The organism is Sphingomonas sp. IW22, assembly GCF_041321155.1.
GTDB lineage: Bacteria > Pseudomonadota > Alphaproteobacteria > Sphingomonadales > Sphingomonadaceae > Sphingomonas.
In genome coordinates, this window is record NZ_JBGGWB010000002.1 from 16,346 (window position 1) to 30,403 (window position 14,058).

12 protein-coding genes are annotated in these 14,058 nt (G+C 66.1%); 6 read left to right on the top strand and 6 right to left on the bottom strand.

Translation table 11 applies throughout. The features are described from left to right. Window positions 1-101 precede the first annotated feature (101 nt). On the top strand, window positions 102-2,513 hold the full coding sequence (locus ACAX61_RS11610) for a membrane-bound PQQ-dependent dehydrogenase, glucose/quinate/shikimate family (protein ID WP_370715000.1): 2,412 nt from the start codon (window positions 102-104) through the stop codon (window positions 2,511-2,513). A 182-nt stretch (window positions 2,514-2,695) separates the two neighbouring features. Beyond that, complete coding sequence (gene nikR, locus ACAX61_RS11615; RefSeq protein ID WP_370715001.1) at window positions 2,696-3,166, top strand: nickel-responsive transcriptional regulator NikR; 471 nt, start codon at window positions 2,696-2,698, stop codon at window positions 3,164-3,166. Between the two features lie 18 nt (window positions 3,167-3,184). Here the strand turns inward: nikR and ACAX61_RS11620 are convergent, their stop codons facing one another. Further along, on the bottom strand, window positions 3,185-3,865 hold the full coding sequence (locus tag ACAX61_RS11620) for a phytanoyl-CoA dioxygenase family protein (RefSeq protein ID WP_370715002.1): 681 nt from the start codon (window positions 3,863-3,865) through the stop codon (window positions 3,185-3,187). A gap of 157 nt (window positions 3,866-4,022) precedes the next feature. Here ACAX61_RS11620 and ACAX61_RS11625 point away from each other — a divergent pair, with 157 nt between their 5' ends. Genes ACAX61_RS11625 through ACAX61_RS11640 form a run of 4 tightly spaced genes read left to right on the top strand, consistent with a single transcriptional unit; the run spans window position 4,023 to window position 7,977 of the window. Further along, window positions 4,023-4,763, top strand: coding sequence for a HupE/UreJ family protein (locus ACAX61_RS11625; RefSeq protein ID WP_370715003.1), 741 nt, complete (start codon window positions 4,023-4,025; stop codon window positions 4,761-4,763). 2 nt (window positions 4,764-4,765) lie between these two features. Beyond that, on the top strand, window positions 4,766-6,787 hold the full coding sequence (locus ACAX61_RS11630; protein WP_370715004.1) for a TonB-dependent receptor: 2,022 nt from the start codon (window positions 4,766-4,768) through the stop codon (window positions 6,785-6,787). Window positions 6,788-6,808: 21 nt separating this feature from the next. Further along, window positions 6,809-7,507, top strand: coding sequence for a DUF4198 domain-containing protein (locus tag ACAX61_RS11635; RefSeq protein WP_370715005.1), 699 nt, complete (start codon window positions 6,809-6,811; stop codon window positions 7,505-7,507). After that, entirely contained in the window at window positions 7,504-7,977 is a 474-nt protein-coding gene (locus ACAX61_RS11640) for a hypothetical protein (RefSeq protein ID WP_370715006.1), read from the top strand. The genes ACAX61_RS11635 and ACAX61_RS11640 overlap by 4 nt, the downstream gene beginning before the upstream one ends. 3 nt (window positions 7,978-7,980) lie before the next feature. Here the strand turns inward: ACAX61_RS11640 and ACAX61_RS11645 are convergent, their stop codons facing one another. Genes ACAX61_RS11645 through ureE form a run of 5 tightly spaced genes read right to left on the bottom strand, consistent with a single transcriptional unit; the run spans window position 7,981 to window position 14,050 of the window. After that, entirely contained in the window at window positions 7,981-8,907 is a 927-nt protein-coding gene (locus tag ACAX61_RS11645; RefSeq protein ID WP_370715007.1) for a response regulator, read from the bottom strand. Next, the gene (locus ACAX61_RS11650; protein ID WP_370715008.1) at window positions 8,904-12,254 is read right to left on the bottom strand and encodes a hybrid sensor histidine kinase/response regulator; all 3,351 of its coding nucleotides are present in this window, start codon (window positions 12,252-12,254) and stop codon (window positions 8,904-8,906) included. The genes ACAX61_RS11645 and ACAX61_RS11650 overlap by 4 nt, the downstream gene beginning before the upstream one ends. After that, a complete protein-coding gene (ureG, locus tag ACAX61_RS11655; RefSeq protein ID WP_370715009.1) occupies window positions 12,251-12,877 on the bottom strand; it encodes an urease accessory protein UreG in 627 nt (208 codons plus the stop codon). The genes ACAX61_RS11650 and ureG overlap by 4 nt, the downstream gene beginning before the upstream one ends. Further along, a complete protein-coding gene (locus ACAX61_RS11660) occupies window positions 12,874-13,611 on the bottom strand; it encodes an urease accessory protein UreF (RefSeq protein ID WP_370715010.1) in 738 nt (245 codons plus the stop codon). Before ACAX61_RS11660 ends, ureG begins: the two co-directional genes overlap by 4 nt. Further along, window positions 13,544-14,050 (bottom strand): urease accessory protein UreE, encoded by a 507-nt coding sequence (ureE, locus tag ACAX61_RS11665; RefSeq protein ID WP_370715011.1) that lies wholly within the window; start codon window positions 14,048-14,050, stop codon window positions 13,544-13,546. The genes ACAX61_RS11660 and ureE overlap by 68 nt, the downstream gene beginning before the upstream one ends. Between the last annotated feature and the right edge of the window lie 8 nt (window positions 14,051-14,058).

Genomic DNA, 14,058 nt, shown 5'->3' on the forward strand with positions numbered 1-14,058 from the left:
GATATCCAGGGAACTTGCACCGCCGCAGCTCTTTGTAACGAAATGTTTCCACGCGGCGGCGCGTTCCCGTGACGCGCCGCCGCATGGCCAAGGAGCGACCGATGAGCCTGACCGCCGGCACCGGGGCATCGCCCCGTCCCGAACCGCGTCGCAGCATTCTGGCTACAATCGTGGCTACGGTGATCGCACTGATCGGGCTGGTGCTTGCCATCGGGGGCGGCTGGCTGCTCGCTGTGGGCGGATCGCCATATTATCTGCTGACGGGTGTCGCGATGATCCCGTCGGGCTGGCTGCTGTTCCGCCAGCGATTGCTGGGTGTGTGGCTGTATGCGGCAATCGTTGCAGTGACGGTCGTCTGGGCATTTTGGGAAGTGGGCGCCAATGGCTGGGCGCTGGTCCCGCGGATCGTTGCTCCGATCGTCCTGCTGATCGCGGTGCTGCTCGTCGCACCGTTGCTGACGCGCGCGGCGAACCGCTGGCGCAACGCGCTTGTCGCGGCGGGTGCAGTCGTGGTCGCCACGGGGGCGACCTTCATCGTGGTTGGACAGATTGGCCGCTCGCCCGTCCTGGCCGCCCTGCCGAACGCAGGCGGCATGATGGCCGATCCGGCGCGGATGCAGGCGGGACAGGATTGGCCCGCTTATGGCGGCTCCTACAGCGCGCGGCGCTATTCGCCGCTGGCCCAGATCACGCCCGCCAATGTCGAACGGCTGGAGCGCGCCTGGTCCTTCCACACCGGCGACCTGCCGTCGGATGCGGCCAAAGGCACCTATGGCGCCGAAAACACGCCGCTAAAGGTCGGCGACATGCTTTATGTCTGCACCCCGAAAAGCATGGTGATCGCCATCGATCCGGCAACCGGGCGGCAACGCTGGCGCTTCGATCCGGTGGTGCCCGACGATGCCATCCCCTATACCGCCGCTTGCCGGGGCGTCAGCTATTACGCGGTGCCCGACGCGCCCGCGGATCAGCCCTGCGCGACGCGGATTATCTGGGGCACGCTGGACGCTCGCCTGTTCGCCATCGATGCGCGCAACGGGCGCCCGTGCGAGGATTTCGGCACCCATGGCCGCACCGATACCAAGATCGGCATGGGCGAAACCCCGCCGGGCTATGTATCGATCACTTCGCCGCCGACGATCGTGCGCGGTGTCGTGGTCACGGGGCACCAGGTACTGGACGGACAGGATCGCTGGGCGCCGTCCGGCGTGATCCGGGGCTATGACGCAGTGACGGGCCAGCTTCGCTGGGCGTGGGACATGATGCACCCCGACTGGTCGGGCTATCCGCCCGCCGGGCAGACCTGGGCGCGGGGGACGCCCAATATGTGGACCATCGCCAGCGGGGATGAGCAGCTTGGGCTGATCTATCTGCCGATGGGCAATGCATCGGCCGACTATTACAGCAGCCTGCGCCGCCCACCTGAAAGTGAGTTCGCCACGTCGCTGGTCGCGATCGACGTTTCGACCGGCAAGCCGCGCTGGCGCTTTCAGGCGGTGAAGAAAGATGTCTGGGATTATGATTTCGGCGCGCAGGCGACGCTGGTCGACTATCGCGGCACGCCCGCGCTGGTGCTACCCAGCAAGCAGGGCGACATCTATATCCTCGACCGCCGAACCGGGCGGCCGTTGACGCCGGTCGGTACGATCCGGGCGCCAGGTGGTGGGGTCGAGCCGCAGGAGCGCGCGCGCACCCAGATCGTGTCCAACTGGCACACGCTGCGAAAAGCCGACCTGACCGAACGCGACATGTGGGGCATGTCGCCGATCGACCAGATGATCTGTCGCATCCAGTTCCGCGAAGCGAGCTACAAGGGCTTTTTCACCCCGCCTACTGCCGATCGGCGCTCGATCGAATATCCGGGCTATAATGGCGGCACCGACTGGGGCGGTGTCGCGGTCGATCCGCGCCGTGGGGTGATCGTCGCCAATTACAACGACATGCCCAATTATGTCCGGCTGGTGCCGCGCGCGATTGCGAACAAGCTGGGCTGGGCGCCGCGCGATCAGGCACGCGGCGACATTGGCGGGGCCGAAGGCGCGGGCGACCCACAGGCGGGCACCCCCTATGCCATCGACGTAAACGCAGGTTGGCGACTGAAATATACGGGGATGTTGTGCAAACAGCCCCCTTATGGCGGCATTCGCGCGATCAATCTGGCGACTGGCAAGACGATCTGGGATCGCCCGTTCGGCACTGCGCGCACCAATGGCCCGTTCGGCATTCCGTCGATGCTGCCGCTGACCATCGGCACGCCCAACAATGGCGGCGCGGTCGTGACTGCCAGCGGCCTGATCTTCATTGCCGCCGCAACCGACAATCTGATCCGCGCCATCGAGCTGTCGACCGGCAAGACGCTGTGGGAAAGCAAACTGCCCGGCGGCGGGCAGGCGACGCCCATCGTCTATGAATCCCGCGGCCGGGAATATCTGGTCATCTATGCCGGCGGCCACCATTTCATGGAAACGCCCGTCAGTGACGAGGTGGTCGCATATGCGCTGCCCGCCCGATGAAGGCAGAGACTCACCGGCTTTTTGCAATCCGGGCGATCCTGTGAACGTGTGCGCTCTCGCTACTGCTTCACGGACTGGTCTCGTGCCCTAAAGCTCTTGGACATGCGGTTCATTGACGTGATCGCTGGATTTCCGACCGGGGCGGTTTCATGCTCACCCTGTATCCGAGCGAAAGAATCAGCATGCAGCGTATCACCGTCTCGATCGACACGCCCCTTGCCCATGCGTTGGACGCGATGTCCGACGCGCGCGGCTATGCCAGCCGGTCGGAGGCGATGCGCGATCTGGTCCGCGAAGGACCGGCCCGCTGGCATGCAGAGGTGCCGGAAGGCGAGCATTGCGTCGCCAACCTGTCCTATATCGTCGACCGCCGCGTCCGCGCGCTGCCGCAGCGGCTGGCCGAGATGCAGCACGCGCATCACGATCTGGTCGGCGTGACCACGACGATGCGGCTGGACCATGATCACAGTATGGAAAGCCTGATCCTGAAAGGCTCGACCGCCGCCGTCCGGGCCTTTGCGGATCAGGTGCGGGCGGAACGCGGTGTGCGCTTTGGTGCGATCAACCTGCTGCGCGTGTCCCGGTCCGACGACCATGACGGCGTCGGGACGCACCGCCATGAGGGGCACGACCATCTGTCTCCCGCGGGGTGAGAGGGGCGGCCGCGCGCATCAAACCCCCAGCCATTGCAGGCCGCCGGGCAGATCCTCGGCAGCGAAATCGACTTGCAGCACGCGCCGGTGGCGCGGCAGGGTCGCTGCTTCCGATGCATGCAGGATCGGGATCGCATACAGCCACACGTCGCCAGCACGCGCGGTACACGCCCTGATGCCCAGCCGACGAACCACCCCTGCCACCTTGTCCACCGGAATGCGACCAGCCAAATGTGAACCGGGTGCGATCAACAACGGGGCATTCGTGGCGGGCACATCGTCCAGGTGAACGCGCAGTGTGACCATGCGGGTCAGCAAATCGAACGGCGGCGCCACATGCTGCATGCCGTGCTTGATCGTCCATGGCCCGAAGCCATCGACGTCAATCCGCTGCCGGACGCAAATCGTGCGATCCTGATGCCAGGCGAGCGACCAGTTGGTCCGGGCCGTCTTGTCGAACAAGATTGCGCGGACGGGGCGGCTGGCCGGACCCAGCACTTGCGCCGCGATCGAACTGATCGAGCCATTGGCGGCCAGGAACGGGTGTAGCGTCTCAAGCCCGCTAATCCGGATACCGGCCTGATCCTCCGGCAAATCTATCAGAGCGGCTCGGAGGTCGTTCAACACATCAATGACCGCGCCGGGATAATATCGTGCGCCGTGATTCCTTACGTTGAGCGCCTCAGCCGTGTTTTGCATCCGCTGACAATGCCGCAGCGCAGTTGAATTCCGCAAGGATGCGTTGCGAAGCGGATCGACCCACAAATCCCGCCTACGTCAAACGACGCATACGGCCCGCCAGCACCCCGGCGGTAAGACACTTTGACAGGTTTTTCATACTGCCAAGGGGGTTCGGATGGCCGGTACGAAGGGGCGCATGTTGTTGCGCGGGGCGGCGGCGCTGGCGGTGAGCGCGGTGATGGCGGCGCCGGCGCTGGCGCATGATGTCAGCGAACATGCGCGCCAGATGATGCTGGAGGGCGGGCTGATCGACGTGGTGTGGATCGGCGCCGAACACATGCTGACCGGTTATGATCATTTGCTGTTCCTGCTGGGCGTATTGTTCTTCCTTCAGGGTTTCGGACCGATCGTGCGGTTCATCACCGCCTTTACGCTGGGCCATACGCTGACGCTGATGGGCGCGACGATGCTGGGCATCACGGCCAATGCCTATCTGGTCGACGCGGTGATCGCGCTGACCGTTTGTTACAAGGCGTTCGAGAATCTGGGGCTGTTCCGCAGCTGGTTCGGCGTGGATGCGCCTAACCTGATCTATATGGTATTCCTGTTCGGGCTGATCCACGGCTTTGGCCTGTCGACCCGGTTGCAGGACATGACGCTGGTCGAGGATTCGGCACTGGTGTCCAAAATCCTGGCGTTCAACGTCGGCGTCGAACTGGGGCAGGTCGCGGCGCTCAGCCTGATGATCGGCGTGGTGCGGCTGTGGCGGCAGACGACGGTGTGGACGCCAGTGATGCGCGCGGCGAATCTGGCGCTGCTGGTGGCAGGGCTGGGGCTGTTCGCGGTACAGATGGACGGGTTCGTGCGCGACGACACGCAAGTCGCGGCAATGGTGGCGACCAGCGCAAAGGGCTGATCATGCGCCGCCCTGCCGTTCGCGCGTTTGTCTGCGCCACCTGCCTGCTCGCCCCCGCCGCGACACTGGCAAAGGAAGCGGCGGCGCCCGACGAACCCATTGTGGTGAAGGGCCAGCTGGTCGCGGCGGAAGATGCGGCCTGGTCCACCACCACGCTGACGACCGAAAACATTCGCGAGCAGGGTTTCGCCGATTTCGACGATCTGCTGCGCTTTGTCCCCGGTGTAGCGGTACGCGATTTCGGGCTGGGTGGGGTCGCGAACGCCATCGTCATTCGCGGTTTCGGCAATGGCGGGCATGGCGGCGATCTGGGTGCGGTGATCGACGGCATCCCGCTGAACGAGGCGATGAGCCATGCCGATGGCTATGTCGACCTGAACGTCGTCGTGCCGCTGGAGGTCGATGGGCTGACCGTTTATCGCGGCCCTGTTTCGGCGCTGTACGGAAATTACAATCGCGGCGGACTGATCCGCATCGATACGCGCAAGGGCGGCGATTACCTGAATTTCGACATTGGCGCGGGTGCATTCGAAACCGCGGATGTGCAGGCGGCGGCGGGCCACGAATGGGGCGGCGGCACGCTGAACGTCGCGGGGCAATTCTATCTGACCGACGGATACCGGCCGCGTTCGGATCAGGCGCGGCAGACGCTGTCGGCGCGCGCGGCGTTCGACCTGTCGGGCGCGGTCAAGCTCGCGCTGTCGGGCCGCTATCACCATGCTGACGCCAACAGCGCCAGTTACCTGACCGCCGCGCAATTTGCACGCGATCCCTACGGCATCGACGCTCATGTCCCGAACGACGGTGCGACCAAGCATTTCGGCACGCTGCGCGCGGACCTGAGCGTGGCGCTGTCCCCGCGCACCAGCATTGTCAGCTTCGCCTATGGCACGGGACAGGATTTTACGCGCTGGTTTACCCGCCCCGTCAGTGCGACGGCATGGCGGCAGCGTGAGGAGAGCTATGACCGGCGCATTTTCGGGGCGGGAACCAGCTTGAACGGATCGCTCGATCCGGGCTGGGCGGCGGCGCCGATCACCTATTCGCTGGGAGCAGAGCTGTTTCGCGAACGGACCGATTTCCAGTTCTACGACGGGCTGAACCGCCGCCGCCGCACAACGCCAGCGGGCAATGATCGCCGGACCGAGTTGAACAGCGCGTCGCTGTTTGCCGAGGTTCAGGCACCGCTACACCGCCTGTTCGACCTGTCGCTGGGGCTACGCGGCGACAGCTTTACCGGCGGGTGCCGGCGGTTGGGGCCGGAGACGGGCAGCGACCCGTGCGGCGCGCTGAACGACGTCCGGCACCTCAGCCCCAAGCTGGGCGCGCGGTCACAACTGACCGGCTGGCTGCAAGCGCGTGCCAGTTGGGCGGAGGGGTTCGCCCTGCCCAACAATTTCGTCAAATATGCCGTCGGCGGACAGGTGCTGGACCCCAACGTCTTTCGCCAGGCCGAACTGGGCCTGCGCCTGACACCATTGTCCGGGCTGGTGCTGGATGCGGCGGCGTTCCGCCTCAATTCGACGCAGGAGGTTCGCACCGTCGCGCCGGGCATTTTCGAGAATTTCGGCCGGACCCGGCGGCATGGGATCGAGGCAAGCGGGGAGTGGCAGGTCTCGCCCTCACTATGGGCCCGCGCCGTCTATGCCCATGTCGAGACGCGGATCGTCGACAATGCCGATGCGACGCTGTTGGGCAAGGCGGTGGCGGGCGTGCCCGACGACACGCTGAACGTCGATGCGATGTGGCGGCCGGTCGATCGCTGGTCGTTGGCAGCGAACTGGCGGCATGTCGGCCGCTATGCCGTGGATGTCGCAAACCGGCTGTTCGCTGACCCCTATGACACGATCGACCTGATGCTGGCGCATGAAGGAACCGCGCCGTTCGCGTACCGCGCCTATCTGCGCGCCGACAATGTAGCGAACGCGCGATACGCGACGTCGGTGTCGGTCATCGGGGGCCAGACGCTGATGGCACCCGGCGCGCCGCGCACCGTGCGCGCCGGCATGCAGCTATCGCTTTAAGAGATTTGGGGGAGACAACCGATGATCCGACACGCCCGTTCGCTGATGACGCTGTCCGCGCTGGGGCTTTCGATGCCCGCGCTTGCCCATACGGTGTGGATGGTGCCCGAACAGGGCGGGTGGCACGTGTTGTTCGGCGGCCATGCGGGGAAGTTGCAACCTTACCCGGCCGCCAAGCTGAGGCAGGTGATCGCGCTGGGCGCCGATGGCGGTGCGCTGACCGTATCGCGCCGGGCGGGGCAGGACGGCGTGCACCTGAGCGTCGCGGGCAAGCCCAGCCTGATCCTGGCCCATTACGACAATGGCATCCACACCACGCGCAGCGATGGCCCGTCAGTCGAGCAGCCGATGAACCGCGTGCCGAACGCCATCAAGGCGACCCGCGCCGTCAAGTTCCACAAGACGATTGCCGCCTGGACGCCGATCGCCGCGCGGCCCGCCGGTCAGCGCTTCGAAATCGTGCCGGTGTCGCCCGCGCAGCCCGTGGCCGGACAGGCGATGAAGGTGCGCGTGCTGATCGACGGCAAACCCGCACCTGGCATCGCGATTGCGCGCAATGAAGAGGGGCGGGATGCGGTGAGCGATGCTGATGGCGTTGCCAGCTTCACGCCCGTGCGCGGTTTCAACAAGCTGTGGTCGGGCCGACGCATGGCGGTGCAGGGCAATCCAGCCTTCACCGAATATAGCCTGGAATATTCGATGGGCTTTTTCGCGCGATGACCGGGGCGATGCTGCGTGCGGCGCTTGCGCTGACGCTGGCGGCGACCGCGACTGTCGCCGGTGCACACGGGCTGTTGATGAAGGTGGCGGGACAGGGCCGCGAAATCACCGGCGAGCTGTTCTACAGCAACGGCCAGCGCGCGGGCGGCGAATGGATCGAGCTGTTCGACGCTCAGGCGCCCGACCGCGCGGTGCGGACCGTGAAGACCGATGGGGAAGGACGCTTTGCGCTAACCGGCGAACCGGGCCACGCCTATCACGTCCGCGCGACCGGGGAGGAAGGGCACGCAATTACCATGTCGATCGACCTGTCGAGCGCGGCGCGCGGATCGATGGTGCGCGATGACGGCGATGCGGCCGACAAAGGCGGGGTGCCGGCATGGGCGCTGGTCGGCGGCGCGCTGATCCTGTCCGCCATCCCGGCATGGTTTCTGCGCAAGCGCCCCCGCGCCGACGCCGACCCGGCATAGTCGCTATTGCGCAATTACCCGCACCGCGAACGCGGCGGCGGCGGCGCGGGTTTCGACGCCCAGTTTCTCGAAAATCTGTTCCAGGTGCTTGTTCACCGTGCGCGGGCTGATCGACAGGATTTCGCTGATGACGCGGTTGGGTTTGCCATAGCTGATCCACAACAGCACCTCAGCCTCTCGCTGGGTCAGGCTGAAACCCTGTTGCAGCCGCGCGATGTCGGCTTGCGGGTCCAGATGGTTCAGCCGCACCAGCAGCTCATTCTGCCGCCTGCGCCCCACTGCGATCAGCTCGATCGCCTCACCGCCGCCCGTCTCCAGCCGCAGCGACTGGCCAGCGGGCACATCGTCCTGCATCAACCGCCCGATCAGTGGCGCCAGAAGCGCGGGCTGCCGGCCCTCGACCCGCGACCAGCCGGGTTCGAGCGACAGGATCAGCCGTTCCGCCGCCGGGGTGGCCCAGGTGATGCGTGCCGATGCGTCGATTGCGATCAGGTTGCGGCCCGTGGCGTCCAGCGCGAAATGGCTGCCCTGCGTCTGGCGCGCGTTGTTCATGTGGACGTGAACGCGCGCCAGCAACTCCTCGACCACAATCGGTTTGCGGACATAATCGATGCCCCCTGCCTCCAGCGCGCGCACCACATGCTCGCTTTCGGTCAGCCCGGTCATGAAGATGATCGGCACGCCCGCGCCGCCGGGATGCGCCTTGATCGCGCGCGTCGCCTCGAACCCGTCCATGCCGGGCATCAGCGCGTCCATCAGAATCAGGTCGGGCACCAGATGGTCGATCAGTGCCAGCGCCGCATCGCCGCTGGTGGCGATCAGCACCGAAATACCGGCGGATTCGAGCGTGTCAGTCAGGAATCGCAGCGATTCGGGGGTGTCGTCGACGACGAGCACGGTGTCGGTCTGCATGGTCAGCGGTGTGTTCATCGTGCGGCCCGTATTGCCGCGATCAACCCCTTCAGGTCGAACCGGTCCAGATAAGTCAAAAGCGTGCGGGCCAGTGGCGCGGCGACGGGGGCGGCGGTTTCCAAGGCGCGTACACTGGCTTCGATCCCGCGAACATGGCCGATCACGGCCTTTTGCTCGATATCGGCAAGGATCGGCAACGCGGCGGCGGGCAGCTTGATGCGCGGCGCGGTCTGAGCGGCGGGTTCGCGCGGGGCGGCCGGCTCGCCGGTCCAGCGTATGTCGAGCTGGTCGGCCAGCGTATCGAGCAGCGCGTCCAGATCGACCGGTTTCATCAGGAATCGGTCATGGGACGCATAGCCATCGCCGCCGCGATTGAATTCATGCGCGTTGGCGGAAACCATAACGATGCGGACCGCCGGACCCATGCGGTCGCGCAATGTGCGGCAGATGTCCCACCCCGATTCGCCGGGCATGGAGATGTCGAGCAGCACGATATCGGGTTGCTCGACCGCGGCGATTTCCAGCCCCGCGGCCCCGCTGGATGCTTCGAACACCTCGAAATCCAGCGGCTCCAGCAACCCGCGCAGCACGGCCAGCTGATGTTCGTCATCGTCGATCAGCAGGATCTGGCGCCGCCGTCCTTCATAACCCGATACGCGTTCGGGCGCGGGCGCGTCGACGACGGGACCGGCCACCTGACCCATCATCAGCCGCACGGTAAAGCGCGTGCCGCCGCCCGGTTCGGCATCGACCGCGATGTCGCCGCCCATGATCCGCACCAGCGCCTGGGTGATCGACAGGCCAAGGCCGACGCCCTTCTGCCGCTGCGCCTCCGGATTGCCGCCGCGTTCGAAGGGGGAAAAGATGCGCTCCGCATCCCCCGGCGCGATGCCGATGCCGGTATCCGCGATCTCGAATGTGGCCAGTTGGCTGCGATAGGTGACGCGCAGCCGCACCGACCCGGCGGGCGTGAACTTCACCGCGTTCGACAATAGGTTGATCAGGATCTGGCGCAGCCGTTTCTGGTCGGTTCGCACGAAATCGGGCAGGTTGGGGGGGCGTTCGAAATCGAATGCGATCCCCTTTGCCTGGGCCTGGGGGCGGAACATGTTGGCGATCTGATCGAGAAACGGGGCCAGCCGCACCGTTTCGCTGGCGATCCGCAACACCCCGCTTTCGACCTGCGAGATATCCAGCAGCCCTTCGACCAGGTTGGTCAGATGCTCGGCACTGCGGCGAATGACCTTTGCCGCTTCGGTCGGGGCAATGTCGTGCCCGCGCTCCATCAACTGGGCATAGCCATAGATCGAGTTCAGGGGCGAACGGATCTCGTGGCTGACGCTGACCAGATAGCGGCTCTTGGCAGCGTTGGCGCTTTCGGCGGCTTCCTTGGCGCGTTGCAGTTCGGCATCGGTGCGGACGTGCGCGTCGATCTCGCGCATCAGTTGCTGCACGTGATGCTCGCTTTCCTGCATCGCCGCGCGGCGGCTTTGATGCGCCAGCACCACGATCCAGCCGATGACGCCCCCCGCCAGCGTCAGCACGATGAACAGCGCCAGGAACAGGCTGCCGACCTGTCCGCGTGTCAGGGTGAAGGCGGCGAATTGCCAGTACAGCATGCCCACCACCGCGACGTTGACGATGGTTATGGCGGTCATCACCAGAACGAAATGGCCGACCGGGGTGTGCACGTGGCGGGCCAGCGTGCGCGGCATGGCGCGTTCCAGCCAGCGGGCAAGCTGTTCCGTCGCGCGGCTGTCGCGCTTGCACCGGTCGTGGCAGCGCGCCTCCAGCGTGCAGCAGAGCGAACAGATCGGCGCGGCATACATCGGGCAATGGGCCATATCGGCGGTTTGAAACTTGTTCTCGCAAAGAATGCACGTCCGCTCGCCCTCGCCCGGCGACCAGTGGGTGCGACGCGCAATGTAATAGCGGCCATGCGTCGCCAGCGCGAGCACCGGCGCAACGGTGAACGCAACCGCCAGCCCGATCGCGGGGGCAAAGGCGCGCGCAATGGGGCCGAACAGGTCCAGATGCGCTGCAGCCGATACCGCGATCGACAACAGCATCGCGCCCAGACCGACCGGATTGATGTCGTACAGATGCGCCCGCTTGAACTCGATGCCCGGCGGCGACAGCTTAAGCGGCTTGGAAATCATCAGGTCCGCCGCCAGCGCGCCGATCCAGCCCGACGCCAGCGTGGCGTACAGGATCAGGATCGCCTCGATCGTGTCGAAAATGCCGATTTCCATCAGCATCAGCGCCAGCACGACGTTGAACACCAGCCACACCACGCGCCCCGGATGGTGGTGGGTCAGCCGCGAAAAGAAGTTCGACCAGGCGATCGACCCGGCATAGGCATTGGTGACGTTGATTTTAAGCTGACAGATAACGACGAACACCGTGGTCGCGATCAGCGCGATGCCGGGTTGCCCCGACATGGCGGTATAGACCCAGTGGAACATCATCGCCGGGCTGGACGCGTCAGCCGGCGTCGCGCCGCTGACGATCAGCCGGTGCGCCAGCCAGGAACCGAGCAACAGCTTGATCCCGCCGATCAGCGTCCAGCCGGGACCGCCCGCGAGCATCGCGGTCCACCATTTCCACCGGCCGATCCGCGCGCGCGCGGGCAGGAAGCGCAGATAATCGGCCTGCTCCCCGATCTGCGGCAGCAGCGACAACAGGGTCGAGAAGGCAAAGCCGAAATACAGCAGGTTCAGTCCGCCGCTGTCGCCGAACAGGCCCGGAAAACGCGCCCATTCGCCAAGCGCTGCAGGGCCAAGCCACAGGATATAAGCAAGCGGCGCCAGTTGCAGCACGATCCACAGCCCTTGCGTGGCGGCCTGAAACCGGCTGATCGCACTCATCCCGTAAAGGGCGATCGGGATGACCGCGAGTGCGCTGACCAGATAGGCGACCCATAGCGGCATTCCCGTCGCCGCCGTCAGCGCGCCCGCCATGATCATCCCTTCCACCGAAAACAGCAGGAAGGTGAAGGACGCATAGATCAGCGACGTGACCGTCGAGCCGAGATAGCCAAAGCCTGCGCCGCGCGTCAGCAGGTCGATGTCGAGCCCGCCGCGCGCCGCTTGCAAAGCAATGGGCAGACCCAGCACGAACATCAGTACGACCGCCGCGCCGATCGCCGCCACGCTGTTGGCAAAGCCATAGGTCAGCGTGATCGCCGCGCCGATCGCTTCGCACGCCAGGAACGCCGTGGCGCCGATCGCAGTGTTGGCCACTTGTCCCGCCGACCAGCGCCGCCCGCCATCGGCGGTATAGCGCAGCGCGTAATCCTCCATCGTCTGGCTGGCGGCCCATTTGTTGTAGAGCCGCTTTTCGCGCAGATAATCGGTGGCGTTCATATCGGGCGGCGGGGAAGGCCGCCGGTTTCGACGATAAAGTCGATGATGGTCGACAGGCCGTGATCGACCTTCAGGTTGCTGAACACGAACGGCCGTTCGCCCCGCATCTTGCGCGCGTCGCGGTCCATCACGTCCAGGCTGGCGCCCACCAGCGGCGCCAGATCGATCTTGTTGATGACCAGCAGATCGGAACGCGTGATGCCCGGACCACCCTTGCGCGGGATTTTGTCGCCGGCCGACACGTCGATCACGTAAATGGTGATGTCGGCCAGTTCGGGGCTGAACGTCGCGGCCAGATTGTCGCCGCCGCTTTCGATAAAGATCAGCTCCAGCCCCGGAAAGCGCCGTGCCATGGTGTCGACGGCGGCCAGGTTCATGCTGGCATCTTCCCGGATCGCCGTGTGCGGGCAGCCGCCGGTTTCGACCCCCATGATCCGGTCGGGCGTCAGCGCACCCGATCGCGTCAGAAACTCCGCATCCTCACGCGTGTAGATGTCGTTGGTGATCGCGGCGACGTTGTATGCATCGCGCATTGTCTTGCACAGCCGGTCGGTCAGCGCCGTCTTGCCCGACCCCACGGGGCCACCAATGCCGATACGAAGCGGTCCGTTGGTCGAAGTCACGATCGAAAAAGCCTTGTGTAGAGGGTTTCGTGGGCGATCGAGGCAAGCTCGAGCAGGGGCGATGCGGTGCCGAGGTCGTCGAGCGGCGTCGCCATCGCGCGGTCGGCAATGGCGGGCAGGGCGCCGGCCAGCCGGGTCAGCGCGCGCTGGCCGTCGGTCTGGCCCAGCGGCACCAGCCGCACGCCTGCCGAGACAAGGTTCGCGGCGGTCGAATGCAGCCAGCCATGTAGCGCGGGGGCGAGCGGCAGGCCGTGCGCGGCGCTGGCCAGCGCCATCGCGGCGGCATGGGCGATGGGCCGGTCCCCGCGCCGTTCGGCAAAGGCGTCCAGCGCCGGGTGCGGCCATGCGGCGCGGGTGATCGAGAGGAAGGACCGCCCCTGCTGGTGGCTTTCCAGCGCGGTTTCGCTGCTGCCGCGAAAGGCGGCGGCCAGATCGGCCAGCGCGTCGAACGCCGCCGGATCGCCCGCCGCACGCCAGCCATGGACGAACAGCACCGCGTCGACCCAGCCGCCGCCGCGCGTCAGCACCGCTTCCACATAATCGGCCACGTCGCCGCCGGTGCGGACGCGCCCGTCCTCCACCGCGGTTTCCAGACCGTGGCTATAGGTGAAGCCGCCGACCGGATAGCCGGGGGATGTCCATGCCAGCAGCCGGTGAAGTGCGCCTTCAGTGAGCATGGGCGTGGTGGCGGTGCGAATGGGCGTGGTCATCGCCATGCCCGTGCGAATGGCCATGGCCACCCCCGGCATAGGCGCCCTGTTCGGGAATGAACGGGGCGTCGATGTCCAACACCTCTGCCCCCAGCCCAACCAGCATGTCGCGAATGACATGATCGCGCCGCAGCCGGATGACGCCACCGTTCAGCTCGGCGGGCAGGTGGCGGTTGCCGATATGCCACGCCAGCCGCAGCATCGCGGCGGGCGAGGGCGCGCGCACCTCCATCAGCGGTTCGGGGGCGGCACGCACCGCGACGATGCGGCCGTCGTCCAGCAACAGGCCGTCGCCGTCCATCAGCACGGTGGCGCGCGGCAGGTCGAGGAGGAAAGCAACACCCCCGGCGGCGACAAAGTTGAAGCGGCGGCGATGACGCGCGTCATGGTCCAGGCTGATCGTGTCGCACGCGGTGGCGGCGTCCCAGTGGCCGGCATTCAGGATGGTGGCGGCAACGGGCATCGGCGACC